Raw genomic sequence first — 22792 nt, 5'->3', positions numbered from 1 at the left:
GGCTAGCAGCAGTTATAGATGACGGCATCATTCACGAAGAAGTCGAACTACATTCCCCCACCAGGGGCCTTGTCGAGATCATGCAGAAATCGATCAATTGTGTCGGCCACAGCCGTCCATTTATGCACTGCTCCTAGGCTTAGCTTGTTCATAAAAGAAAACGTAGACTGGGCGTCTCCAGAGGTCATCGTTCCGGTCTCCGACACTTGGTACCCACCAGTGAGTACACCTAGGAACAGGACCCTATTGCCAATAACGCGAACTCCTCCGCGTTCGCGAAACATGCCGTCGCCAATGGTGAAAACCGGACTGCCGCTTAATCCACTTACCACCGGTGCGTTTATCAGAAACACGGGCCTGTGATGCCAATCAATCTCAATGGGAGTGGCGGCAACACCCTGCATCATTACGGGTGTGTAGTTAGCGGTGTCATAGAGCCCTGCAGGATAGCCAACAAACGTTACTTCTTCTAAAAGGTCGAGTGTGTCAACCTGCTCCTGTGTTGGGCAAAGTGAACTATCGACTAACCGGAAGAAGGGCGCATCATCTTCGCTACCTGCAGGCGGCAACAACTCGTTCAAAGCCGATTTGACAGCAATGTCCACTTCGGAATCAGGATGCTGATACCAATGGTTCTTGAAGTCTGCGTACTGACGAGTTATGGCCTGACCCAGGCGTGGCCCTCCAGAGCCATCCGAGACCATGAAGCGTATCGACCCCGTTGCGGCTTCGCTTATAACATGGCGAGCGGTGACAAGCAGAGGTATGGGCTTCTCTTGTGTGCCGACCAGGTAAGTAAAACCCGTACCGGTCACGCGGGTGCCGTCTTCCTTAAACGCCTCGATAAAGACTGTGCTGAAAAAGATGTTCCGAAGATTCGAGTTGACTTTCACGTGGATTCGCCACCGTTTACAGTTCCATGTTCCTGGGGCGGATCAGATGGAACGTCCTTCTTTTCGGTAGGAGGTTCACGAAAGTACTCCACGCTGATCACATTTATTGCATCGCCGCGCAGGATCACTCTTTGGAACCTGTCTGGAACCTTAGCCATTTCCGAGGTACCTGTTTTCGAGTACAGCGGTTTTGCTAGCACCAGTTCTCGTCCATCAACGTCCAGATTAGCTGTGAAGTGAGCGACTCGCCCGTAGTACACGATGTCATCAGCCATGCGAACTCGCGCAAAGACTTGATGACCTTGCGGGCATTCGCGTCGGAATACAGTAGTCCAGGAGCTACGCTGTCTAATGTGTGCGCCACCGGCAAGGGAGGCGAGAATTAGATGCCAGATTACCGCCAGAGTTGAAGCAAGTCCAAACTCAACTAAAATACCACGCAATCGATCATGACGTAGCTGAGAAGAGTAGTCAGACTGCGAAAGAAGTCCGCGGATGTCTAGTTCGATCCAGTTCCAGTGTTGCCCGAGGATCAAAACGGCAGTGGTCGAAAGACCTGAGAAGAAAAGACTGGCAAGTACAGTTCGTCCTATCTCTCGGAACGTAGACTCATCCAACCCAGCCCGCCTGCGAGCGCTGAGTAGATCAAATATGAGTCCTGGTGCAATGAAGATTGCAAACAGTACAATTGAAAGCCAGGTGGTCAGTGGCAACTTACTTAACCGTCATAGTCAATGGCGTTGCCAGCGGGGCTGCTGTCGGTGGCACTTGTATCGAGACTGACGGGGCCAGTGGCACCTTCCGCGAGTGTCATCGGCTCCGGGAAGGGCACATTGAGTGAGTCGAGACCCTTTTGCTCTCGACTCAATTCAATCCAGCTACCCGCAGTGCCTTGATCGTTTGCCCTGTCCCCGCTGTTTGACATACATACCTCCACAGAAGAGGAAACGATGATACACGACATTGCGGTGTCCGCGTAGGTCACGCAAATGTGTTCGATGTGTGGCACTCCGTTACAGCTCGTGAAGTACAAGTGGGATTGGGTCTACTGAGATTCTGAGGGCGTTAGCCGCGATCTGCGTCACGCACGCTGTGGCGGCATGATGAATGCAACCAGTGTCTAGTCCTACCTGCCCCAGGCTGATGCTGCCGAACTTGCCTCTATGGGATCAAGTGCGCCGCCGGTGGCGGCGCGCTGTGCCCGTCGCGTTGGCGGCGTGGCCTGCATCCATCGCGGCACGGGCGGCTTCCGCTCCGCTCACGCCGCCCGGCCTGCGCGGCGCAGCCCACGACCCGCGACGGCAGCGCCACCACCGGCGGCGCGAGGGACCACAGAGCCACAGGGGCAGCTCCCTCGGCCTCGATCGTCTAACGCCGGGGTGTCGGCATCAAGAGCGCTCCGCGTCGCTGACGCGATGGCCGCAAGCGACCACTCTTGACACCGACACCCCGGCGCTACGTGACGGCCTGTACGAGGGAGCGGGGGAGTGCAGGCAGCACGGGACCAAGATCAGGCCGTCTCCAGGCCGTCAGAGGTTGGGGAGCGGTGAGAGTCGACGAGAAACGTCGAGCAGTGTTCACGCAGGTCAGCGGCATGATCGGGCCGCGGTTCCGAGGGCTGGACAGCCCGGCAATCAGAACTGGTAGTACAGGAAGGGGCTGAAGGTGCCGGTCGCGACCAGGATGGCGGCGTACAGGAGGCCCACGGTCATCACGGTGACGCGCATGACGGTGGCCGGTTTGCTGCGGGACGACTCCAGGAGCGGTCCGGTGACCGGGTGGGCCGGCAGGAAGACGATCGCCAGGGCGAGCAGGAGGATGACCAGGCGCTGGTTGGTGAACGCGTCGCTCACGACGTCGGTCAGGCCGGTGAAGTCCGGCAGCAGCATGTGGCCGATCATCGTCAGGGCTTGGGGCATGTCGGTGGCTCGGAAGAAGACCCAGCCCACCACGACCAGCGCCAGCGTGAGGGTTCGGCGGGCCAGGCGGCGGCCGGGGGCGGTGGGGGCCTGGTCGGTGTGGAAGCCGCGTTCGATGATCAGTAGGGCGCCGTGGTACAGGCCCCACACCAGGTAGGTCCAGTTGGCGCCGTGCCAGAAGCCGGTCAGGACGAAGACGATGAACAGGTTCCGGTACGTCTTGGCGGCGCCGTGGCGGTTGCCGCCCAGGGGGATGTAGACGTAGTCGCGGAACCAGCGTGACAGGGACATGTGCCAGCGGCGCCAGAACTCGGTCACCGTGACCGACGAGTACGGTCTCGCGAAGTTCTCCGGCAGGCGGAAGCCCAGCATCCTGCCGAGGCCGATGGCCATGTCCGAGTAGCCCGAGAAGTCGAAGTACAGCTGCAGCGTGTACGTGATCGCGCCCAGCCACGCGATCGCGAACGTCATCTCGTCGCCCGGGGTCGCGAAGCACGCCTCCACCAGCGGGCTCAGGGAGTCCGCGATGATGACCTTCTTGCACAGGCCCAGCGCGAACCTCGGGAAGCCCGCCGCCACGTCGTCGAGGCGGTGGGTGCGTTCCTGCGGCAGCTGGTCGGCGATCTCGCGGTACCGGACGATGGGCCCCGCCACCAGCTGCGGGAACATCGAGATGTAGGTCACGTACGCGACCGGCTTGCGGAGCGCGGGGCGTTCACCCCGGTAGATGTCCACCACGTACGAGATGTTGTGGAACGTGTAGAAGGAGATGCCGATCGGCAGCACCAGGTGCGTGATCGGGAAGTCACCGCCGAAGAGCTGGGCGAAGCCGTTCAGCTGCGTGGTGAGGAAGCCCATGTACTTCCACACCACGAGCGACGCCACGTTGAACGTGATCACCGAGATCAGCACGATCCGCTTGCGCCGCGCCGCCAGCGCCCACTCGTCGGGTTCCAGGTTCTGGCCCGCGACGAAGTTGACGGCCATCGTGAGCAGCAGCAACAACGTGGTCGGCCCGGCGCCGACGGCGTAGAAGATCAGCGATGAGACGGCGATGATGCCGTTGCGCCAGCTCCTCGGCGCGAGCAGGACCGCACCCAGCACCAGTGGCAGGTAGATCCACAGGAACAGCGGGCTGGCGAACGACACGCCTCGACCTCCCCCGGACGAACGGCCGCGCGACTACGTGCGGCCGGCGACCCGTCGCCGCCGGGACACCTCCGCCAGCACCACGCCGGCCGCGACCGACGCGTTCAACGACTCCACACCCGCCGACATCGGGATCGACACCGTCTCGTCGCACGCCTCGCGGACCAGTCGCGACAGCCCCCTGCCCTCGCTGCCGACCACCACGACCAGCGGTGACGTCGCCAGCGACAGGTCGTCGACCGTGATCGTGCCGTCCGCGTCCAGGCCCACGACCATCAGGCCCTCGGCCGCGTACTGGCGCAGCGTCCGCGTCAGGTTCGTCGCCACCGCCACCGGGATCTTCGCCGCGGTGCCCGCCGACGTCCGCCACGCCACCGCCGTGATGCCCGCGCTGCGCCGCTGGGGGAGCAGCACGCCGTCCGCGCCGAACGCGGCCGCCGACCGGATCACCGCGCCCAGGTTGCGCGGGTCGGTCACGCCGTCCAACGCCACCAGCAGCGCGGGCTCCGACGAGTCCTGGGCCGCTTTCAGCAGGTCATCGGGGTGCGCGTACTCGAACGGCGGCATCTGCAGCGCCAGCCCCTGGTGCAGCGCACCGCCCGTGAGCCGGTCCAGTTCCGGCTTCGCGACCTCCAGCACCGAGATGCCCCGGTCCGCGGCCAGCCGCACCGCCTCGGTCACCCGCTCGTCGGCGTCCACGCCCAGCTGCACGTACAGCGCGGTTGTCGGCACCATCGCGCGCAGGCACTCGACCACCGGGTTGCGGCCGGCGACCAGCTCGGCCGTCGGCTTGTCCTTCGCTGCGGCACGGCGTTGCTGCTGCTTCTGCTGCGCCGCCGCCCGCCGTTGCGCGGGGTGGCCGGGACGCATGGTCGCGCGCGGCGTCGGGCCCTTGCCCTCCAGCCCCTTCGACTTCTGGCCGCCGGAACCGGCGACCGCGCCCTTCTTCGTCCCAGGTTTGCGCATGGCGCCTTTGCGCCGAGAGTTGCCCGCCACCGGTTCAGCCGTCCTTCAAAGTCCATTGTGGACCGTCGGGGGTGTCCTCGACGGTGATGCCCGCGGCCAGCAGGCGGTCGCGCACCGAGTCGGCGGTCGCGAAGTCCTTGGCCTTGCGTGCCCGCTGCCGCTGCTCGAGCAGGTCGCGCACCAGTGCGTCCAGCGCCGTCAGCGCGTTGGTGTCCACTGTGGACGACGTCCACGCGAGCGGGTCGAGGCCCAGCACGTTCATCTGCCCGCGCACGGTCGCGGCCGCGGCCAGCGCGCCGTCCTCGTCGCCGCCGTCCAGCGCCGTGAAGCCCTGCCGCACGGTGTTGTGCACGACCGCGAGCGCGGCAGGCGTGCCCAGGTCGTCGTCCATGGCGGCGGTGAACTCGGGGCCCGGCTCGCCGAGCGACACGGAACCGAGCCGCGAACCGACCCGCTGCACGAACGACTCGATCCGCTCGTGGGCGCGCACCGACTCGTCCAGCGCGTCCGTGGAGAACTCGATGACCGAGCGGTAGTGCGGTGCGACGAGGTGGTAGCGCAGCTCCTGCGGCCGGTACTTCTCGGTCAGCGCGGGGATCGACACGACGTTGCCGAGCGACTTCGACATCTTCTCGCCCGCCATGCCGACGAGCCCGTTGTGCATCCAGAACCGCGCGAACGGGTCACCCGCGGCGCGGGACTGGGCCAGCTCGTTCTCGTGGTGCGGGAAGACGAGGTCGTGCCCGCCGCCGTGCACGTCGAACTCCGTGCCGAGGTAGGTCAGCGCCATGGCGGAGCACTCGAGGTGCCAACCGGGACGGCCGGGACCCCACGGCGTGGGCCACGACGGCTCACCCGGGCGCGCGCCCTTCCACAGCGTGAAGTCACGCGGGTCCCGCTTGCCCTCGGCCGCGGACTCGCCCTGCTGCACCTCGTCGAGCTTCTGGCCGGACAGCGCGCCGTACTCGGGGTAGGAGCGCACGTCGAAGTACACGTCACCGGCGGCCGCGTACGCGTGGCCGCCGTCGATGAGCCGCTGCATCAGCTCGACCATCTGCGTGACGTGCCCGGTCGCGCGGGGCGCGATCGACGCCGGCAAGCAGCCGAGTGTGGCGTACGCGGCCTCGAACTCGCGCTCGTAGCGCGCCGACCACTCCCACCACGGCCGTTCGTGCTCGCCCGCCTTGCGGAGGATCTTGTCGTCGATGTCCGTGACGTTGCGCACGAGCGTGACGTCCAGGCCCTTGTGCGTGAGCCACCGGCGCAGCACGTCGTAGTTCAGCGCGCCACGCATGTGGCCGATGTGCGGCGGCCCTTGCGGTGTGGGCCCGCACACGTAGATCGACGCCGTTCCGCTGCGCACGGGGTGGAACTCCCGCACACTCCGGCTCGCGGTGTCGAACAGGTGGAGGCTCACGGCATGGCTCAGCTTTCGTGGGTAGGGGCGACCAGGGATACAGGTTAGTCGTGGGGTACGACACAGGCGGTGGCCACCGCCGCAATGCCCTCGCCCCGCCCCGTCAGCCCGAGCCCGTCGGTCGTGGTGCCGGACACCGCGACGTCGCCGCCCGCGGCCTTCGACAGCACCTCCTGCGCCTCCTCGCGGCGCTTGCTGATCTTGGGTGCGTTGCCGATGACCTGCACGACCGCGTTCCCCAGCCGGTAGCCCGCCGCCTCGACCCGCGCCCGGACCTCGGCCAGCAGCTCGACGCCGTGCGCACCGGACCAGCGCGGGTCGCCGGTGCCGAACACGGCACCGAGGTCGCCGAGCCCGACGGCGGACAGCATCGCGTCGCACAGGGCGTGCGCGGCGACGTCGCCGTCGGAGTGGCCCGCGCAGCCGTCGACGCCGTCCCAGCGCAGGCCCGCGATCCAGCACTCGCGGCCGGCCTCGATCGGGTGCACGTCCGTGCCGATGCCGACCCTCACCGCGCGAACACCGCCTCGGCCACCGCCAGGTCGAACGGGGTGGTGATCTTCATCGCGGCCACGTCCCCGGGCACCGTGTGCACCGGCACGCCGATCCGCTCGACGAGGCCGGCGTCGTCCGTCGCGACATCGGCCGCTTCGTACGCGCGGCGGAGCACGTCGACGGCGAAGCCCTGCGGGGTCTGGACCGCGCGCAGGTCGGCACGGCTGGGGGTGTCGATCACCACGCCGTCGGCGTCGACGCGTTTGACGGTGTCCGTGACCGGCAACACAGGGACGACGGCGGGCGCTCCCGCGGCGACCGCTTCGGTGACGGATCGCACAAGGGCGGGTGGGGTGAAGGCTCTGGCGGCATCGTGCACGAGGACGATCTTCGCGTCCGGCACGCGGTCGAGCGCGGCCAGGAGCGCGAGCCGGACCGACGCGGTGCGGTCCGCGCCGCCGGGCACGACCGTGACCGGCTCGAACGCCGACAGGGCCGCGGTCATCTCCGCCAGGTGGCCGGAAGGGGCCGCGACGACAACATGCCGCACGCAGCCCGCGTCGAGCAGGCCACGCACGGCATGTGCGACCAAAGGCAAGCCATGCAGGGAAACCATGGCTTTGGGTCCGGCTGAACCGAGGCGCTCACCCCGCCCCGCTGCGGGGACGAGTGCGACCGTCACAGTGGACTCGTTATCTCGTTGTGTGCTGCTGCTGTGGCGATCAGACCGACGCCGTGGCGAGGACCTCGTCGAGGATGACCTCGGCCTTGCCCTCGTCGGTGCCCTCGGCCAGCGCCAGCTCGCTGACCAGGATCTGCCGTGCCTTCGCGAGCATGCGCTTCTCACCGGCGGACAACCCGCGATCCTTCTCGCGCCGCCAGAGGTCGCGCACCACTTCGGCCACCTTGTTCACATCGCCGGAGGCGAGCTTCTCGAGGTTGGCCTTGTACCTCCTGGACCAGTTGGTCGGCTCCTCTGTGTGAGGAGCACGCAGGACATCGAAGACGCGGTTGAGACCCTCCTGACCCACGACGTCCCGAACGCCCACGATCTCGGCGTTGTCCGCGGGGACGCGTACGGTGAGGTCACCCTGCGCGACCTTGAGCACGAGGTACTTCTTCTCCTCGCCCTTGATCACACGGGTCTCGATTGCTTCGATGAGTGCGGCACCGTGGTGCGGGTAGACGACGGTCTCTCCGACCTTGAAAACCATGTGTCCTCTGCCCCTTTCGCTGACTCCATCTTAACACGAGCCGCGCTGGACCCGTAACGGACCCGGAATCGGTTACCGCAGGTCAGCGGCCACGTGCGGGCGGGACCGGGGGTTGACAAATCGGAGCGGCCCGTGCTCGACCGGGCCGCGGAGAACAATTGATCACCCCGAATTCCGTGTCGTCCGAATTGGACGGTGCGGCCGCGCGGGCGCGACCACTCGGACGTGGTCCGATGCGCTCCCGCTACCCTTCCGCGTGAGTAGGCATGCCCGAGGAAGGACCGCGATGGTGAGCCGTCAGACGACCCGACCGCTGCGCAAGCTCGTGCCCGCGGTGGCCATCGGTGCCAGCGCGCTGCTCGGAATCGTCGGCTGCGGCGCGGGCCAGGTCGCGCAGACCTCCGAGATGCCGCCCGCCGTGAACGGCAACAGCGGCCACGCGGGCGACATCATGCTGCGGAACGTGCAGGTGGCGTTCCCGGAGAGCGGCGAGCCGTACAAGCAGGGCGACGAGGCACCCCTGCTGCTCTCGATCGTCAACACCGGCGGCGAGGACGACGAGCTCGTCGGCGCCTCCAGCCCGGCCGGTGAGATCGAGCTGATCGGCAACCCGGCCATCCCGCCGGGCACGGCCCTGCAGATCGTGCTGCCGGACGAGAACACCTCGGCGTCGGCGACCACCACGACCACCACCTCGGCGTCGTCGCCGTCCTCGGAGACCTCCGGCGCGGAGGAGCCCGGTACGGAGACCTCCGGCAGCGAGACGCCGGCGTCGTCGTCCGAGACCTCCACGGAGGCCCCGTCCGAGACCGAGGCCGTGTCGCCGCCGGTCGTGGGCAGGATGAGCCTGGTGCTGACCCTGAACACGGAGCTGCCGTACGGCAAGAACGTGCCGGTGACCTTCGAGTTCGCCAAGGCGGGCAAGGTCACGATCGAGCTGCCGGTCGGCGCCCCGGCCACCCCGCGCCCGCAGCCCGAGGTCGTCGGCGAAGAGCACTAGGGAGTCGCTGCGCGTTTTTGTCGGTGGCTGCCTCTAGGTTGGCCGCGTGGCGAAGAACGTGCGATCGAAACCCGGCTGGCGCTGCGCCGAGTGCGGCAACGAGTCGGCCAAGTGGTACGGCCGTTGTCCCGAGTGCCAGGCCTGGGGCACCTTGGAAGAGGTCGGGGTGCCCAAGGCCGCGCTGGCCAAGATCGTGGCGGGCGCGCCGAGCTCACCGGCCCGGCCCATCGGCGAGGTGGACGTCGAGACGGCCAGGGCGCGGCGCACGGGGGTGTCGGAACTCGACCGCGTGCTCGGCGGGGGACTCGTGCCGGGCGCGGTGGTGCTGCTCGCAGGCGAACCCGGTGTCGGCAAGTCCACGCTCCTGCTGGAGGTCGCGTTCCGGTGGGCCGCGCGGGACGGGGCGTCGTCCCCCGCGCTGTACGTGACCGGTGAGGAGTCGGCAGGGCAGGTGCGGCTGCGTGCCGAACGCACCGGCAACGTGCACGAGGCCATGTACCTGGCCGCCGAGAGCGACGTCTCCGCCATCCTCGCCCACGTCGACCAGGTGGACCCGGGGCTGCTCGTGGTCGACTCGGTGCAGACGCTGTCCACGACCGCCGTCGAGGGCACCGCGGGCGGCGTGACGCAGGTCCGCACGGTGACCGCGGCGCTGGTGGCGCTCGCGAAGGAACGCGGGCTGCCGGTCGTGCTGGTCGGTCACGTCACCAAGGACGGGTCCATCGCCGGGCCCCGCGTGCTGGAGCACCTGGTGGACGTGGTCCTGCACTTCGAGGGGGATCGGCACTCGACGCTGCGGCTCGTGCGCGGCGTGAAGAACCGGTTCGGGCCCGCCGACGAGGTGGGCTGCTTCGAGCTGGTCGACGACGGGATCCGCGGGGTCCCCGACCCGTCGGGGCTGTTCCTGAACAAACGGGAGATGGGGGTGCCGGGCACGGCGGTCACCGTGACGGTCGAGGGGAAGCGGCCGCTGGTGGGCGAGGTGCAGGCGCTCGTGTCGCGGTCCGCGCTGCCCACACCGCGGCGCGCGGTGTCCGGGCTGGACTCGGCCCGGGTGGCGATGGCGCTGGCGGTGCTGGAGCGGCGGGGCGGGATCCGGCTGTCGGACCAGGACGTGTTCGTGGCGACCGTCGGCGGGATGCGGATCAAGGAACCGGTCGCCGACCTCGCGCTGGTGCTCGCGGTGGCGTCGGCGGCCAGTGGCCGGGCGCTGCCGCCGGACCTGGTGGTGCTCGGCGAGGTGGGGCTCGCCGGCGAGGTCCGGCGCGTGCACGGGACCAAGTCGCGGCTGGCCGAGGCGGCCCGGCTCGGGTTCGTGAAGGCGCTGATCCCGCCGGACTGCGAGGTGCCGGAGGGCGTGCGGGCCCGCGTGTGCCCGGACCTCGGGACGGCGCTGGACATCATGGAGGCGGTGGCGCAGGGGAAGTAGGCCCGGTCAGCTCCCTGGGCGGACACCCATCGCGGGCGCCACCGCGGTGGTGACCGACGTGTACCCCGTCACCGTGCCCGCCGCCAGGGCGCCGATGTCCTCGTCGGTCACCTGTCGTTCGCCGATGAACCGGCCCGTCTCCGGGTCGACGATGATGTCGTGGCGCTCACCCTTCGCGCTGATGCCGAAGGCGGTGCCGCGCACCCCGTCGAGGTTCGCCACCTTCTCGGTGATCTCGAGACCGGGCACCTTCGCCAGCGCCCGGTACAGCGCGGCACGCAGGTCGGCGGGCACCAGGCCGGTGCGCAGCACGTCCGCCACGTACACGACCATCTCCAGGTCGGGGTCCGGGCCGCGTCCCTCGGTGTCCGCGCGGAGCCGGTCGTACAGCGCACCCGGGTCCCGGGGCAGCGACGCCAGGAACGCCGCGTTCGGGGTCTGCCAGCCGCCGCGCAACGAGCACGGCGCGCGGCCCTCCTGCTCGGCGAACCAGTCACCGCACGGGGCCCGCCACTCACCTTCCGGCCAGCCGCCGTCGACGGGGAAGCCCTCCTTCCGCGCTTCCGCCTCGGTGCCCACCACCCACTTGCGTGCGCCCGTGACGTCACGGCGCCACAGCCAGTCCTGCTTCTGGTCGGCCGGGACCCACGTCTCGAGGAGGTTCTCGGCGAGGAAGGAGTACTCGTCCATGCTCGCCATCCACCACGCGTGCGTCGCGACGTAGCGGTACTCGCCGGGACCGAGCGGCTCGTCGACCGCCTCGATCCGGGCCGCCGCCCGGTTCAGCTCGTCGGCCGCCGCGTTGGGGATGTGGCCGCCGAGCTGGACGGTCTGCACCACGAGCACACTCGCCACCATCGCCGTGACCGTGCCGACGGCCGCCGCCCACCACGTCCACCGGCGGCGGCGCGGCGGCGCGGGCTCGGGTTCCGCGGCCGGCGCGCGACCGCCCGCCGCGACCAGCAGCTCGGCCTTCGCCCGCCGGAACGCGCGCTCGTCGGGGTCCTCGGCGGGACGGAGTGCGGCGAGCGCCCGGTCCAGCTCGTCCTCCGACCAGACGTCCCGCACGTTGTCGTCCTGTTCAGGCACTGCCGTCCTCCTCCCGTGTCTCCCCAGCCGGCTTCGGTGCGTTGGCGCGCAGCCACTTCCTGACCCGGTGCAGGCGGGACCGCACGGTGCCCACCGGGATGTCGAGCGCGACGGCGACCTCGGTCGAGTCGAGGCCCGCCCACGAGGTGAGGAGCAGCACGTCGCGGTCGCCTTCGGACAGCTGGGCCAGCGCGCCTGCCAGCCGGGCGGCCTGGGTGGCCGCGTCCAGCCGGTCCGCGACCCGCGACTCGTGGCTCGCCTCCTGACCCGGGGCGTGACCCGCCGACCGCGCGATCGCCTGCAGCCCGCGCACCTCCTGGCGGACCTGCCTGCGCAGCAGGTTCGTGGCGATGCCGTACAGCCACGACCGGACGGCGCCACGGCGCGGGTCGTAGCTGTGCCGCTGGTTCAGCGCGACGAGGAACGTCTCGCTGACGAGGTCGTGCGCGGTCTCCTGCCCGACGCGGCGCGCGAGGTAGCGGTGCAGCGGACGCGCGTAGACGTCGAAGAGCCGGCCGAACTCCACCGCCGGCTCTGGTCCGCCCAGGTAGGGGCGGTCCTTGTCCGCGGGCAGCGGCTCGTCGGCCGGCTCGCGGCGGGTCATCGTCCTCACGTCACGTGTTGCCCGATGACCCGGCCGACGTTCATTCGGACAGCAACTGCGCGCACCTGATCAGGCCGAGGTGCGAGTACGCCTGCGGGTGGTTGCCCAGCGAGCGCTCCGCGATCGGGTCGTACTCCTCCGGCAGCAGCCCGGTCGGACCGGCGGCGTCGACGATCTGCGCGAACAGGTCCTCCGCCTCGGTGCGCCGGCCGGTCAGCAGGTACGCCTCGATCATCCACGCGGCGCACAGGTGGAAGCCGCCCTCGTCGCCCGGCAGGCCGTCGTCGCGGTGGTAGCGGTACACCGTCGAGCCGCTGCGCAGCTCCGCCTCGGTCGCCGTGACCGTCGCGTGGAACCGCTCGTCGGTCGGGTCGAGCAGGCCGACCATGCCGATCAGCAGGGTCGCCGCGTCCAGGTCGGTGCCGTCGTAGGCGGTGGTGAACGAGCGGACCTCGTCGTTCCAGCCCTTGGTCAGCACGTCGTGCGCGATCTCGTCGCGCAGGCCCGGCCACGACGGGTCGATCTCCCGGCCGTACTCCTCGGCGAGCTTCACGGCCCGGTCGATCGTCAGCCAGCACATGACCTTCGAGTACACGTGGTGGCGCGGCCGGTGCCGCTCCTCCCAGATGCCGTGGTCCGGCTCGTGCCAGCGGCGCGCGACGGCCTCGGCCATCGCGTTCACCATGCGCCAGTCGTCGTCGGTGAGCTTGCCCCGCGCCTCGGACAGCGCCGCGACCAGGTCCACGACCGGGCCGAACACGTCCAGCTGCACCTGCTGGTTCGCCAGGTTGCCGACGCGCACCGGGCGCGAGCCCGCGTACCCGGGCAGCGTGTCGATCACGGCCTCGGCGGGCAGCGTGGTCCCGGCGATCGTGTACAGCGGGTGCAGCAGCTCGGGGCCGGGCAGCGTGGCGAGCACGCCGTGCAGCCAGCCGAGGAACTTCTCCGCCTCGGCCGTCGATCCCACCGAGACCAGCGCCTTCGCGGTCATAGCGCCGTCGCGCAGCCAGCAGTAGCGGTAGTCCCAGTTGCGGATGCCGCCGATCTCCTCCGGCAGCGACGTGGTGGCCGCGGCCATGATCGCGCCGGTCTCGCTGTGGCACAGGCCGCGCAGCGTCAGCGCCGACCGGGCCACCAGGTCCTTCTCCACCGGCGGCAGCGTCAGGCCGTCCAGCCACTCGCTCCAGTAGGCGGCCGCCCTGGCCCGGCGTTCCTCCTCCGGCACGTCGTGCGGATCCAGGTCGTTCGTACCGCAACGCAGCTCGAGCACGATCGGGGTGTCGGCGGTCGGCGTGACCACCGCGCGGGCCGTGTCGTGCATGCCGTCGGAGGTGATCTCCCAGGTCACGCCGGGTGCGCGCAGCGACACCGGGTCGGACGTGCCCAGCACGCGCAGACCGTCCGGCGACGGGATCAGCCGCACCTGCACCTGCGCGAACTCCGGCCGCGGCGCGAACTCGATCACCGTCGGCACGGTGCCGGAGATGACACGCACCAGGTCGGTGCGGTGCGCGTAGACGTAGTGGTCCAGGTAGTCCGTGACCAGCAGGCCCGACCAGCGGGTCTCGACGGTCATGGTGCCCGGCAGGTAGCGCTGCCCGAGCGGCAGGCCGCCGCGCTCCGGGGTGATCGAGAAGTGCCCCGCCGACGGGCCGCCCAGCAGGTCGGCGAACACGGCGGCCGAGTCCGGCTCCGGGTGGCACAGCCAGGTCAGGCGCGCGTCCGGGGTGAGCAGCGCGACCGAGCGCTCGCTCGCCAGCATCGTCAGGCGCTCGATCGGCGGCGCCTGCTCGCCGTACAGCCAGTTGCGGCGCTCCTCCAGCAGGAACGCGAGCACCATGCCGACCTGCACCGGGTCGCTGATGCGGAACCCGGCGAGCGTCTCGCCGTCGCCCACCTTCACCCCCAGGTCCGGGCCGGACAGCCGGGCGAACGCCTTCTCGTCGGTGACGTCGTCGCCGACGAACACCGCGGCCGTCGCGCCGACCTGGTGGCGCAGCACGTCCAGCGCGCGGCCCTTGTCGGTCTGCACGACCGCGAGCTCGATGACCGCCTTGCCCTCGGTGACCTGCACCCCATCCCAGGTGCAGGGCCCCTGGCGGACCTGCTCGTTCACCCGCTCGGCCACGTCCGGCTCGGCACGGCGGGTGTGCACGGCGATGCTGGCCGGCTTGATCTCCAGCTGGACCCCGGCGGTGTCGTCGGTGATCCGTTCCAGCTCCGTCTCGAGGCGCCGGTGCAGTGCCTTGGCCTGGTCGTCGAGCGCGTGCACGAAGCCGATGTCGAACTCCGAGCCGTGGCTGCCGACCAGGTGCACCTCGGCGGGCAGGCGGGACAGCGTCGCGAGGTCGCGCAGCGCGCGGCCCGAGATCACGGCGGTGGTGGTCTCGTGCAGGCCCGCGAGCGAGCGCAGCGCCCCGACCGACTCGGTCATGGGGCGTGCCTCGTCCGGGTTCTCCACGATCGGCGCGAGCGTGCCGTCGTAGTCGCAGGCCACCAGGAGACGCGGCGTGCGCGCGATCTGCACGATGGCCCTGCGGAGCTCGGCAGGCAGAGCTTCAGCGGTCATGGTCACGGTCGACTTCGACTCTCTGGCGAAGGGGTTGTGTGCGACTTTGCATGCAGTGTCGCGTCAGGGTGGCACACAGCGGCAGAGCCGAACTGTATCGCCCGTCAACACCGACCGGGTCCGCGTGTCCTGAGGTGGCCTTTTCCGCTAGATGATCTGTTCCTGCTGGGGCTGGAGAGCGTCCAGGAAGGACCGCGCCCAGCGGTCCACGTCATGGGTGAGGACCTGCCTGCGCAGTGCCCGCATGCGCCGCCTGCCCTCGGCCGGGTCGACCTCCAGCGCCGCCACCATGGCGTTCTTCACACCGTCCAGGTCGTGCGGGTTCACCAGGAACGCGCTGGTCAGCTCGGACGCGGCGCCCGCGAACTCGCTCAGCACCAGCGCACCGCCGAGGTCGTGGCGGCAGGCGACGTACTCCTTGCAGACCAGGTTCATGCCGTCGCGGACCGGTGTGACGAGCATGACGTCGGCCGCGGAGAAGAACGCGGACAGCTCCTTGCGGTCCACCGACTGGTGCAGGTAGTGCACGACCGGGTGGCCGACGCGGGCGAACTCACCGTTGATGCGGCTGACCACCTGCTCGATCTCGCCGCGCATCCGCTGGTAGTGCTCGACCCGCTCCCGGCTCGGGGTGGCGAGCTGCACCATCACCACCTCGGACGGGTCGATGCGGCCCTCGGCGAGCAGCTCCTGCAGCGCGTACAGGCGGACGTCGATGCCCTTGGTGTAGTCGAGCCGGTCGACGCCCAGGATGATCTTGCGTGGGTTGCCCAGGTCGGCGCGGATCTGGCGGGCCCGCTGGATGACCTCGCGGCTGCGGGCCATCGCGTCCAGGCCGGACGCGTCGATGGAGATCGGGAACGCGCCGACGCGCACCGACCGGTCACCGACCTGCACCACACCCGGCCGGGTGCGCACGCCGACCGCGCCGCGGCTGGGCTCCAGGCCGATCAGCCGCCGCGCGAGCCACAGGTAGTTCTGCGCGCCGCCGGGCCGGTGGAAGCCGACGAGGTCCGCGCCGAGCAGGCCGCGGATGATCTCCGCGCGCCACGGCAGCTGCATGAACAGCTCCGTCGGCGGGAACGGGATGTGCAGGAAGAAGCCGATGCGCAGGTCGGGGCGCTGTTCGCGGAGCATCGCGGGGACGAGCTGCAGCTGGTAGTCCTGCACCCACACGATCGCGCCGTCGGCCGCGATCTTGGCGGTCTCGTCGGCGAATCTTCGGTTCACCTTGACGTAGCTGTCCCACCACCCGCGGTCGAACACGGGCGGCGCGACCACGTCGTGGTACAGCGGCCACAGCGTGCCGTTGGAGAACCCCTCGTAGTAGTCGCGCACCTCCTCCGCGCTGAGGGTCACCGGGTGCAGCCAGATGCCGTCGTCGGAGAACTTGTCGACCACGGCGTCCGGCACACCCGGCCAGCCGACCCACGCGCCGCTGTTGCGCTGGAGGAACGGCGTGAGCGCGCTCACCAGCCCGCCAGGACTGTGCTTCCACCGCTCTGTGCCGTCCGGCAGCCGCTCGAGGTCGACCGGCAACCGGTTCGCGACCACGATGAAATCGGCTCCGCCACTGTTGGTGATCTCAGTGCTGTCACTGCTCACGCCGAGCGTGCCTCCCTCGAAACGCGTCGGCTTTCGAGATTAGTCGGCATTTGCCCGGTGTGGGTGCTGGGAAGTGCGCGGTCACACAGGGTTTTCCACCGATCAGACGAGCGTGGCCGTCACCTCGGTGCCCAGTTCGACCGTGCGGCTGACCGTGCACAGCTTGTCGTGCGACAACTTCACGGTGCGTGGCAGGAGCTTGCGCGCCTCGTCGCCCTCCGGGCCCTCGGGGAACGCGATGTCGAACGTCACGGACAGGTTCGTCATCCGGTTCCCCTCTTCGGGGTCGGTCACCTTGTCACCACTGACCGTGACCGTGAAGTGCTCCGGTTCCGCGCGCCTGCTCGTGACCGTGTCGGTGTCGATCGCCGTGCACGTGCCGATCGCGGCGAGCAGCAGCTCCACCGGCGTGAACGCGTCACCGCCGACGGGCAGCGTGCCGCCCCGCGCGTTGTGCACCACGTACTCACCGGTCGAGACGCGCTCGATCCGCACCGACCTGAAGGTGTCCGCCATGGCTGCCACGGTACGTGGTGCACGCCACCCGACCGTCGCCTAACGGCGGTCCCGAGCAGGTCGATACGCCCCGGGATAGCGTGGGAACGACCTTGGAGGTGAGTGGCGATCGTGTGGCGGAACAGGTCCGCGCGGACACGGGATCTGGGCAGGTGGGAGCGCGTCGAGGAACCTGCAGGCGGGGTCCAGGGGCCCGCACTTCCGTCGGAGTCGACTGTCCACTTCGTACTGGACCTGGCCCTGCGGATCGGCGAGGTCCAGATGTCCTCCGGCGCGGGCGCCTCCGACGCGACGGCCACGATCATCGCGGTCGCGAACGCGTACGGCATGCCGCACTGCGAGGTGGACGTGATCTTCACCTCCATCACGGTCGCCTGCCACCGCGGCGTCGACCTGCCGCCCGTCACGTCGCTCCGCGTCGTCCGTTCCCGCAGCCTCGACTACACCCGGCTCGCCCTGGTCGAGCAGCTGGTCAGGGACATCACCCGGGGCCGCATCACCGCCCGTGACGCCCACACCGAGCTCGACCGGATCACCAGCGCCCCGCACCCGTACCCGCGCTGGCTCGCCACCGCCGCCTACGCGGGCATGGCGGCCGCCATCTCGATCCTCATCGGCGGCGACGGCCTCCTGGCCCTGTTCGCGGCCATCATCACCGCGGTCATCGACCGGGTCGGCAGGCTGCTCAACAAGCGGGCCCTGCCGTTCTTCTTCCAGCAGATGGTCGGCGGCGCCCTGGCCACCGGCTTCGCGGTCGCCATCGTCGCGTCCGGCGTGCTGCCCGAATCGGTCCGCCCGACGCTCATGGTCGCCGCGGCCATCACCGTGCTGTTGTCGGGGCTGTCGTTCGTGTCCACCGTGCAGGACGCCATCACCGGCTACAACGTCACCGCCGCGGGCCGCACGGTCGAGGTGTCGCTCATGACCGCGGGCCTCATCGCGGGCGTCGTCATCGCACTGAACGTCGCCGTCCACCTGGGCCTGCCGTCGTTCCCGCTGGCCGACCCACTGCCCCCGTCCATCCTCCGGCTGCCACTGCAGACCCTGACCGGCGGCGTCGCGGCCGCTCTGTTCGCGCTGGCCAGCTACGCCACGCCCCGAGCCGTCGTGGTCGCGGGCATCGCGGGCGCCGCGGGCGCGGTCGGCTACAGCGCACTGGTACTGGCGGGCGTCGGCTCCATCACCGCGTCCGCCGTGGCCGCGACCGTCATCGGCTTCTCGGGCGGCGTCATCTCCCGGCGGTTGCGCATCCCGCCGCTGGTCATCGCCGTCGCGGGCATGGTCCCGCTGCTGCCCGGCCTCACCATCTACCGGGCCCTGTTCGAACTGGCCGTCGAACGCAGCAACGGGGGCCTGTCGACGCTCATGGTCGCGACGTCCATCGCCCTCGCACTGGCCGCGGGCGTCGTGCTCGGCGAGTACCTGGCACAGCCCGTCCGGTACGGACTGGGACGACTCGAACGCCGCATCTCCGGCCCCCGGCTGGCCGGCCCGCTGCGGCCCACCAAGCGCCGTCTCGAGTGACCGTGTCCTAGGATTGTGGCTGGTCGCTCCGGCGGCCACGCCGGTGTAGCTCAATTGGCAGAGCACTCGCCTTGTAAGCGAAAGGTTCCGGGTTCGAGTCCCGCCACCGGCTCGACACCGGGTACCCATGCTCGCGGAACGCGCTCGCCTGGGTGTCTCGCGTTTCATTGGGGGGCCGAGCCCCCCACGCCCCCCACGGTGCGGGCTGTTGCCGACCCAGGGTGGGGGCTTCTCGGTGGTTCCGCGTCGCGCTTATATACGGTGTCTCGCCTCCCGCTCCTCGGGCTGCTTGCGCGCTCCGCGCGAGGAGCTTTGCCTCGCTCTGCGCCCTCGGGCCTGCGGTTCTTCGTTCGAGCGCTGTCCAGCCCCGGGCTTGTCTCGCCTCTGGTATGCCTCGCTTCGACGGCTTGCCGCTCGGCTTTCCAGGGCTGTTCGACTTCGCCCCGGATCTGCCCCGCCGCGCTCCGCCCCTCGCTCACCTGCGTGGCGTGGCGGCTCGCCGCCCCGCCCTACCCTGTCCGCCACGCCCCGCCCCGCCGCCTCACCTCGCCGCCTGACCCGCCTGGCCGTTCACTGCTCGCCTCCAGCGTTGTCCGGCTTCGCGCCCCGCCCCGCCCCGCCTGGCGGCTTGCTCGCCTCACCGCCGCACCCGCCTCGTCCTGTCCCTCACCTCACCTCGCCCGCCACGCTCCGCTTTGCCCTGCCGGCCTCGCCGTGTCGCCTCGCCTCGTCCCGCTTTGCCTGCCCCCACCAAGCCCCGCCCGCCCCTCATCTCGCCTGGCGTCCTGCCGCTTCGTCCCGCTGCTTCGTCCCGCCGCCTCGCCTGGCGGCTCGGCGCTGGCTTCAAGCGCTGTCCGGGTTCGTGTCCCGCCCCCGCAGCCTTGCCCGGACTTCGCGCCTCACCCTCCTCCCTCGACCCGTCCCTGCCACGCGGTCCCTGTCCGTGGGCCACGCCCCGCTCTTCGCATCCCTCCCCTGCTCCCGCACCCGATCGAGACGGTTGTTATCGGGGCGTGACCAACCTTCCTTATTGGTGGCCGTCTCTTCTGGCGTGAGGATCCGGGATGGGTCCGAAAATTCTGGGGAGAGAATCCGATGAAGAAATTTGTGCTGAGTGCTGCCCTGCTCGCGGTTTTCACCGGCGGGATGACCGGAGTGGTGAACATCGCCCAGCCCGGGGTCGCGATGGCGTGTCCGTCGGAGGCGACCCGGTCGGACGCCCTGGCCGCCCGGATGCCGCAGGTCAACAAGGGTGACCAGGGCCGGCACGTGCTCGCCCTGCAGCTCCGGCTGCGCAACGAGGGTTACAAGTACCTGCAGGGCACCGGGTACTACGGCAGCCAGACGCTGCGGGCCGTGCAGGACTTCCAGCGTAGGCACGGCATCAGAGCCAGCGGCATCGTCGGCTCGAAGACCTGGCACGCGCTGGTCGGGAAGCTGCCCAAGCTGGTCACCACCAATTTCATGGGCAAGCCCGCATTCGGAATTCAGCCGGGCGAGCGCAACCAATACAAGGTGCGGCTACTCGGCGCCATGCTCGCGCGCGTTTACCCGTACTACCTCGACGAGACGCACAACGGCACCTACCGCGGTGTCTACGACGCGTCGATGCAGAAAGCCGTGCGTGATTTCCAGCGGCGCGCGGGCATCAAGGCGAGCGGGATCGTCGGCCCGAAGACGTGGGCCGCGCTGGACGAGGTCATCTCCGTCAGCGGCAACTGGGGGTGCTGACGGAGAACTTCGCCTAGATTCCTCGTCGGGGGATGTCGAGATCCCGGGCGCGGCTCCGACTCCCTGTCGAACCGCGCCCGGGACGGGCGCCCGGCACACGAGGAGCACACCGTGAAGTACTTGCTGATCATGCACGTCAACCCGGCCGTTCTGGACGCGCTCTCCGAGGAGGAGCGGTCGGCGATCATGGACGGGCACGGCGAGTTCATGAAGACCACCCAGGAGTCCGGCGAGTTCATCCTCACCCAGGCGCTCGCCGACCCGGCCAACACGAAGGTCGTCCGCGGCGGCGACGTGCCCGCGGTGACCGACGGGCCGTTCCTCGAGGCCAAGGAGTTCATGGGCGGCTTCTACCTGATCGACTGCGAGAGCGAGGAGCGCGCGGTCGAGCTCGCGAAGCTCATCCCCGACACCAGGATCAAGGGCCTCGCGATCGAGATCCGGCCGGTCATGTTCTCGGCGGGTGCCGATCTGTGACCGAGATCGAGGAACTGCTGCGTGGCCTCGCGCCGCGGGTCCTCGGCACGCTCGTCCGCAGGCACGGGCAGTTCGACGCGTGCGAGGACGCCGTTCAGGAGGCGCTCCTCGCCGCGTCGGTCCAGTGGCCTGAGCAGGGCATACCCGCCGAACCCGCCGGGTGGCTCGTCACCGTGGCCGGCCGCCGCCTCACCGACCAGTGGCGCAGTGAGGCGGCGCGGCGGCAGCGGGAGCTGACCGTCTCGACCGAGCCGGAGCCGGACGATGACCTGAACCGGCACGTCGACGACACGTTGAAACTGCTGTTCCTGTGCTGCCACCCGGAGCTGTCCGCGCCGTCGCAGGTCGCGCTCACGCTCCGGGCGGTCGGCGGCCTCACCACCGCGGAGATCGCCAGCGCGTTCTTCGTGCCGGAGGCCACGATGGCGCAGCGCATCAGCCGCGCGAAGCAGAAGATCAAGGGCAAGGGCTTCCCGGACGGCCCGGAGCGGCTGCCCGCGGTGCTGCACGTGCTGTACCTGATCTTCAACGAGGGCTACAACGCCACGTCCGGGCCCGACCTGCAGCGGGTCGAGCTGACGGCCGAGGCGATACGGCTGACCCGCGAGGTGCGCAGGCTCGTGCCGGAGGACGGCGAAGTGACCGGCCTGCTCGCGTTGATGCTGCTCACCGACGCCCGGCGGGCCACCCGCACGTCGCCGGACGGTGCGCTGGTGCCCCTCGAGGAGCAGGACCGCAGCCGCTGGGACCAGGCGCGGATCAAGGAGGGGATCGCGCTGGTCACCGAGACCCTCGCCACGTCGGCGCCCGGTCCGTACCAGCTGCAGGCCGCGATCGCCGCCATCCACGACGAGGCGCCCAGCACCGAGGAGACGGACTGGCAGCAGATCCTCGTGCTGTACAAGATCCTTGACCGGATGGCGCCGAACCCCATGGTCACGCTGAACCGCGCGATCGCGACCGCCATGGTCCACGGCGCGCAGGCCGGGCTGGACCTGCTGGCGTCGCTGGACGACGACAAGCGGATCGCCGGGCACTACCGGCTCGACGCGGTCCGCGCGCACCTGCTCGACCTCGCCGGCGAGCACGAGCAGGCCCGTGAGCACTACCGGCTGGCGGCGAAACGCACGTTCAGCATCCCCGAGCGCGAGTACCTACTGCGGAGGTCCACAGCAGACGACTGCGGAAAATCTCAGGGTAAGTAGGGGGTCTTCCTCATTACGCCCGCCCCGCGATTTCCCTACCGTCGTTGTCATGAGCCAAACCGGTAACGCAGTATCCGCCCCGTGTCCCGCAGCACCGGGATCCGCAGCATCGCGCGGTAGACCACCCGCCGCGGCGCAGGCAGGTGCTGCCAGTCCTCCTTCGGCACGAACCCCTCGGCGTTCGTGGAGGACACGAGCGTCAACCCGACCGCCTCCAGGTCCTCCGGATCGATGCCCCAGCGCAGGGTCGCCCTCGCGCGGCGCACCACGGAGTTCGTCTTCTGCAGGCGGATGCCGAGCTTGCTGTACGCGTCGATGAACACCTCGCCGGACGGGAAGTGCTCGACAGCGCGCCGGAACAGCTCGAACCCGCCATCGGGGTCGAGGTACATGGTCAGGCCCTCGGCGACGACCAGCGTCGGCCGGTCGGCGGGCACCTGCTCGAGCCAGCCGGGTTCGGTCACCGACGCGCGGAGCATCGTGGTGTTCGCCCGCTGCGGGTAGACCTGTGCGCGCAGGTCGATCACGTCGGGGAAGTCCACGTCGTACCACCGCACGGTCGGCGGCGGGTCGATCCGGAACACGCGGCTGTCCATGCCCGCACCGAGGTGCAGGACCGTGGACTCCTCGTGGGCGGCCACGAACTCGCGGACCGCCAGGTCGAACACCTTGCCCCGGCAGGCGATGCCGAACGCCTCGGCCGAGCTGATCTTGAACTTGCCGAAGTCGTAGTCGATGCGACGCACCGCGTCCTCGGCCGTCGGGTCGCCCAGCACGGGGTGCGCGGCCCGGGCGTCCAACGCTCGCCCGTACAGGGTGGCGAGGTTCGTCGACTGGTCCTCGGTGAAGCGAACGCCGGGCATCGGCATCTCCACGCGTCAGAACTTTTACAAATTTGTGAAATCGTACGCCGGGTGACGGTTCGTTTACCAGTCGGGCCGTCCCGCCGAGACGCTCAACTCGGCGGCTACTCTCGCTGGCGTACGGGAG

General features: G+C 69.5%; 20 protein-coding genes and 1 tRNA gene. 7 read left to right on the top strand and 14 right to left on the bottom strand.

The annotated features are described in order from the left end of the window. Nucleotides 1-47: 47 nt before the first annotated feature. The 8 genes from ACYQ77_RS34075 to ACYQ77_RS34040 all read right to left on the bottom strand — a co-directional run bounded on the left by ACYQ77_RS34075 (nt 48) and on the right by ACYQ77_RS34040 (nt 8053). Nucleotides 48-893, bottom strand: coding sequence for a trypsin-like peptidase domain-containing protein (locus ACYQ77_RS34075; RefSeq protein ID WP_459718856.1), 846 nt, complete (start codon nt 891-893; stop codon nt 48-50). After that, a complete protein-coding gene (locus tag ACYQ77_RS34070; protein WP_459718854.1) occupies nt 890-1606 on the bottom strand; it encodes a DUF6338 family protein in 717 nt (238 codons plus the stop codon). The genes ACYQ77_RS34075 and ACYQ77_RS34070 overlap by 4 nt, the downstream gene beginning before the upstream one ends. 921 nt (nt 1607-2527) lie before the next feature. Then, nucleotides 2528-3961, bottom strand: a complete 1434-nt coding sequence (locus ACYQ77_RS34065) for an MBOAT family O-acyltransferase (RefSeq protein ID WP_459718852.1) — start codon at nt 3959-3961, stop codon at nt 2528-2530. A gap of 33 nt (nt 3962-3994) precedes the next feature. Further along, on the bottom strand, nt 3995-4957 hold the full coding sequence (gene rlmB / locus ACYQ77_RS34060; RefSeq protein ID WP_459718849.1) for a 23S rRNA (guanosine(2251)-2'-O)-methyltransferase RlmB: 963 nt from the start codon (nt 4955-4957) through the stop codon (nt 3995-3997). Nucleotides 4958-4961: 4 nt separating this feature from the next. Continuing rightward, complete coding sequence (cysS, locus tag ACYQ77_RS34055; protein ID WP_459718846.1) at nt 4962-6344, bottom strand: cysteine--tRNA ligase; 1383 nt, start codon at nt 6342-6344, stop codon at nt 4962-4964. 44 nt (nt 6345-6388) lie between these two features. After that, nucleotides 6389-6856: a 2-C-methyl-D-erythritol 2,4-cyclodiphosphate synthase gene (ispF, locus tag ACYQ77_RS34050; RefSeq protein WP_459718843.1), complete on the bottom strand. Its 468-nt coding sequence runs from the start codon at nt 6854-6856 to the stop codon at nt 6389-6391. Beyond that, nucleotides 6853-7521 carry a 2-C-methyl-D-erythritol 4-phosphate cytidylyltransferase gene (ispD, locus tag ACYQ77_RS34045; RefSeq protein ID WP_459718841.1) on the bottom strand — a complete coding sequence of 223 codons (669 nt, stop codon included), beginning with the start codon at nt 7519-7521 and terminating at the stop codon, nt 6853-6855. Before ispD ends, ispF begins: the two co-directional genes overlap by 4 nt. Nucleotides 7522-7561: 40 nt before the next feature. After that, entirely contained in the window at nt 7562-8053 is a 492-nt protein-coding gene (locus ACYQ77_RS34040) for a CarD family transcriptional regulator (protein ID WP_075129788.1), read from the bottom strand. A 286-nt stretch (nt 8054-8339) separates the two neighbouring features. Between ACYQ77_RS34040 and ACYQ77_RS34035 the strand changes: the two genes are divergently transcribed. Both ACYQ77_RS34035 and radA read left to right on the top strand, forming a co-directional pair. Next, nucleotides 8340-9053 carry a hypothetical protein gene (locus ACYQ77_RS34035; RefSeq protein WP_459718838.1) on the top strand — a complete coding sequence of 238 codons (714 nt, stop codon included), beginning with the start codon at nt 8340-8342 and terminating at the stop codon, nt 9051-9053. A 46-nt stretch (nt 9054-9099) separates the two neighbouring features. Beyond that, complete coding sequence (gene radA, locus ACYQ77_RS34030) at nt 9100-10482, top strand: DNA repair protein RadA (protein WP_459718836.1); 1383 nt, start codon at nt 9100-9102, stop codon at nt 10480-10482. A gap of 6 nt (nt 10483-10488) precedes the next feature. Here radA and ACYQ77_RS34025 read toward each other — a convergent pair whose 3' ends face one another. The 5 genes from ACYQ77_RS34025 to ACYQ77_RS34005 form a co-directional block, all read right to left on the bottom strand. Beyond that, complete coding sequence (locus ACYQ77_RS34025; protein WP_459718833.1) at nt 10489-11571, bottom strand: CU044_5270 family protein; 1083 nt, start codon at nt 11569-11571, stop codon at nt 10489-10491. Further along, complete coding sequence (locus ACYQ77_RS34020) at nt 11564-12175, bottom strand: RNA polymerase sigma factor (protein WP_459718830.1); 612 nt, start codon at nt 12173-12175, stop codon at nt 11564-11566. Before ACYQ77_RS34020 ends, ACYQ77_RS34025 begins: the two co-directional genes overlap by 8 nt. A gap of 40 nt (nt 12176-12215) precedes the next feature. After that, a complete protein-coding gene (otsB, locus tag ACYQ77_RS34015; protein ID WP_459718827.1) occupies nt 12216-14744 on the bottom strand; it encodes a trehalose-phosphatase in 2529 nt (842 codons plus the stop codon). 147 nt (nt 14745-14891) lie between these two features. Beyond that, nucleotides 14892-16349, bottom strand: a complete 1458-nt coding sequence (locus ACYQ77_RS34010) for an alpha,alpha-trehalose-phosphate synthase (UDP-forming) (RefSeq protein ID WP_459718824.1) — start codon at nt 16347-16349, stop codon at nt 14892-14894. A 102-nt stretch (nt 16350-16451) separates the two neighbouring features. Further along, on the bottom strand, nt 16452-16865 hold the full coding sequence (locus tag ACYQ77_RS34005; RefSeq protein WP_459718821.1) for an OsmC family protein: 414 nt from the start codon (nt 16863-16865) through the stop codon (nt 16452-16454). A 111-nt stretch (nt 16866-16976) separates the two neighbouring features. Here ACYQ77_RS34005 and ACYQ77_RS34000 point away from each other — a divergent pair, with 111 nt between their 5' ends. The 5 genes from ACYQ77_RS34000 (at nt 16977) to ACYQ77_RS33980 (ending at nt 21802) form a co-directional block, all read left to right on the top strand. Continuing rightward, entirely contained in the window at nt 16977-18389 is a 1413-nt protein-coding gene (locus ACYQ77_RS34000; protein WP_459719410.1) for a threonine/serine exporter family protein, read from the top strand. 39 nt (nt 18390-18428) lie between these two features. Next, nucleotides 18429-18501 (top strand) — tRNA-Thr (locus tag ACYQ77_RS33995). A gap of 983 nt (nt 18502-19484) precedes the next feature. Continuing rightward, entirely contained in the window at nt 19485-20120 is a 636-nt protein-coding gene (locus tag ACYQ77_RS33990) for a peptidoglycan-binding domain-containing protein (RefSeq protein WP_459718818.1), read from the top strand. Nucleotides 20121-20231: 111 nt separating this feature from the next. Next, complete coding sequence (locus tag ACYQ77_RS33985; protein ID WP_459718815.1) at nt 20232-20597, top strand: YciI family protein; 366 nt, start codon at nt 20232-20234, stop codon at nt 20595-20597. Continuing rightward, nucleotides 20594-21802 carry an RNA polymerase sigma factor gene (locus ACYQ77_RS33980; RefSeq protein WP_459718812.1) on the top strand — a complete coding sequence of 403 codons (1209 nt, stop codon included), beginning with the start codon at nt 20594-20596 and terminating at the stop codon, nt 21800-21802. Before ACYQ77_RS33985 ends, ACYQ77_RS33980 begins: the two co-directional genes overlap by 4 nt. 47 nt (nt 21803-21849) lie before the next feature. On the opposite strand, the gene ACYQ77_RS33975 is transcribed toward ACYQ77_RS33980, so the two are convergent. Beyond that, complete coding sequence (locus ACYQ77_RS33975) at nt 21850-22665, bottom strand: class I SAM-dependent methyltransferase (protein ID WP_459718809.1); 816 nt, start codon at nt 22663-22665, stop codon at nt 21850-21852. Between the last annotated feature and the right edge of the window lie 127 nt (nt 22666-22792).

This window comes from Actinophytocola sp. KF-1 (assembly GCF_054661535.1).
Note: the sequence above shows the minus strand (reverse complement) of the source record. Positions and strands in the feature narration are given on the sequence as shown.

Bases quoted from the DNA above. Each gene is read 5' to 3' on its own strand.
- ACYQ77_RS33990 (WP_459718818.1), top strand. From the start codon at position 19,485: ATGAAGAAATTTGTGCTGAGTGCTGCCCTGCTCGCGGTTTTCACCGGC.
- ACYQ77_RS34035 (WP_459718838.1), top strand. From the start codon at position 8,340: ATGGTGAGCCGTCAGACGACCCGACCGCTGCGCAAGCTCGTGCCCGCG.
- ACYQ77_RS34020 (WP_459718830.1), bottom strand. From the start codon at position 12,175: ATGACCCGCCGCGAGCCGGCCGACGAGCCGCTGCCCGCGGACAAGGAC.
- ACYQ77_RS34040 (WP_075129788.1), bottom strand. From the start codon at position 8,053: ATGGTTTTCAAGGTCGGAGAGACCGTCGTCTACCCGCACCACGGTGCC.
- ACYQ77_RS34005 (WP_459718821.1), bottom strand. From the start codon at position 16,865: ATGGCGGACACCTTCAGGTCGGTGCGGATCGAGCGCGTCTCGACCGGT.
- ACYQ77_RS33975 (WP_459718809.1), bottom strand. From the start codon at position 22,665: ATGCCCGGCGTTCGCTTCACCGAGGACCAGTCGACGAACCTCGCCACC.
- otsB (WP_459718827.1), bottom strand. From the start codon at position 14,744: ATGACCGCTGAAGCTCTGCCTGCCGAGCTCCGCAGGGCCATCGTGCAG.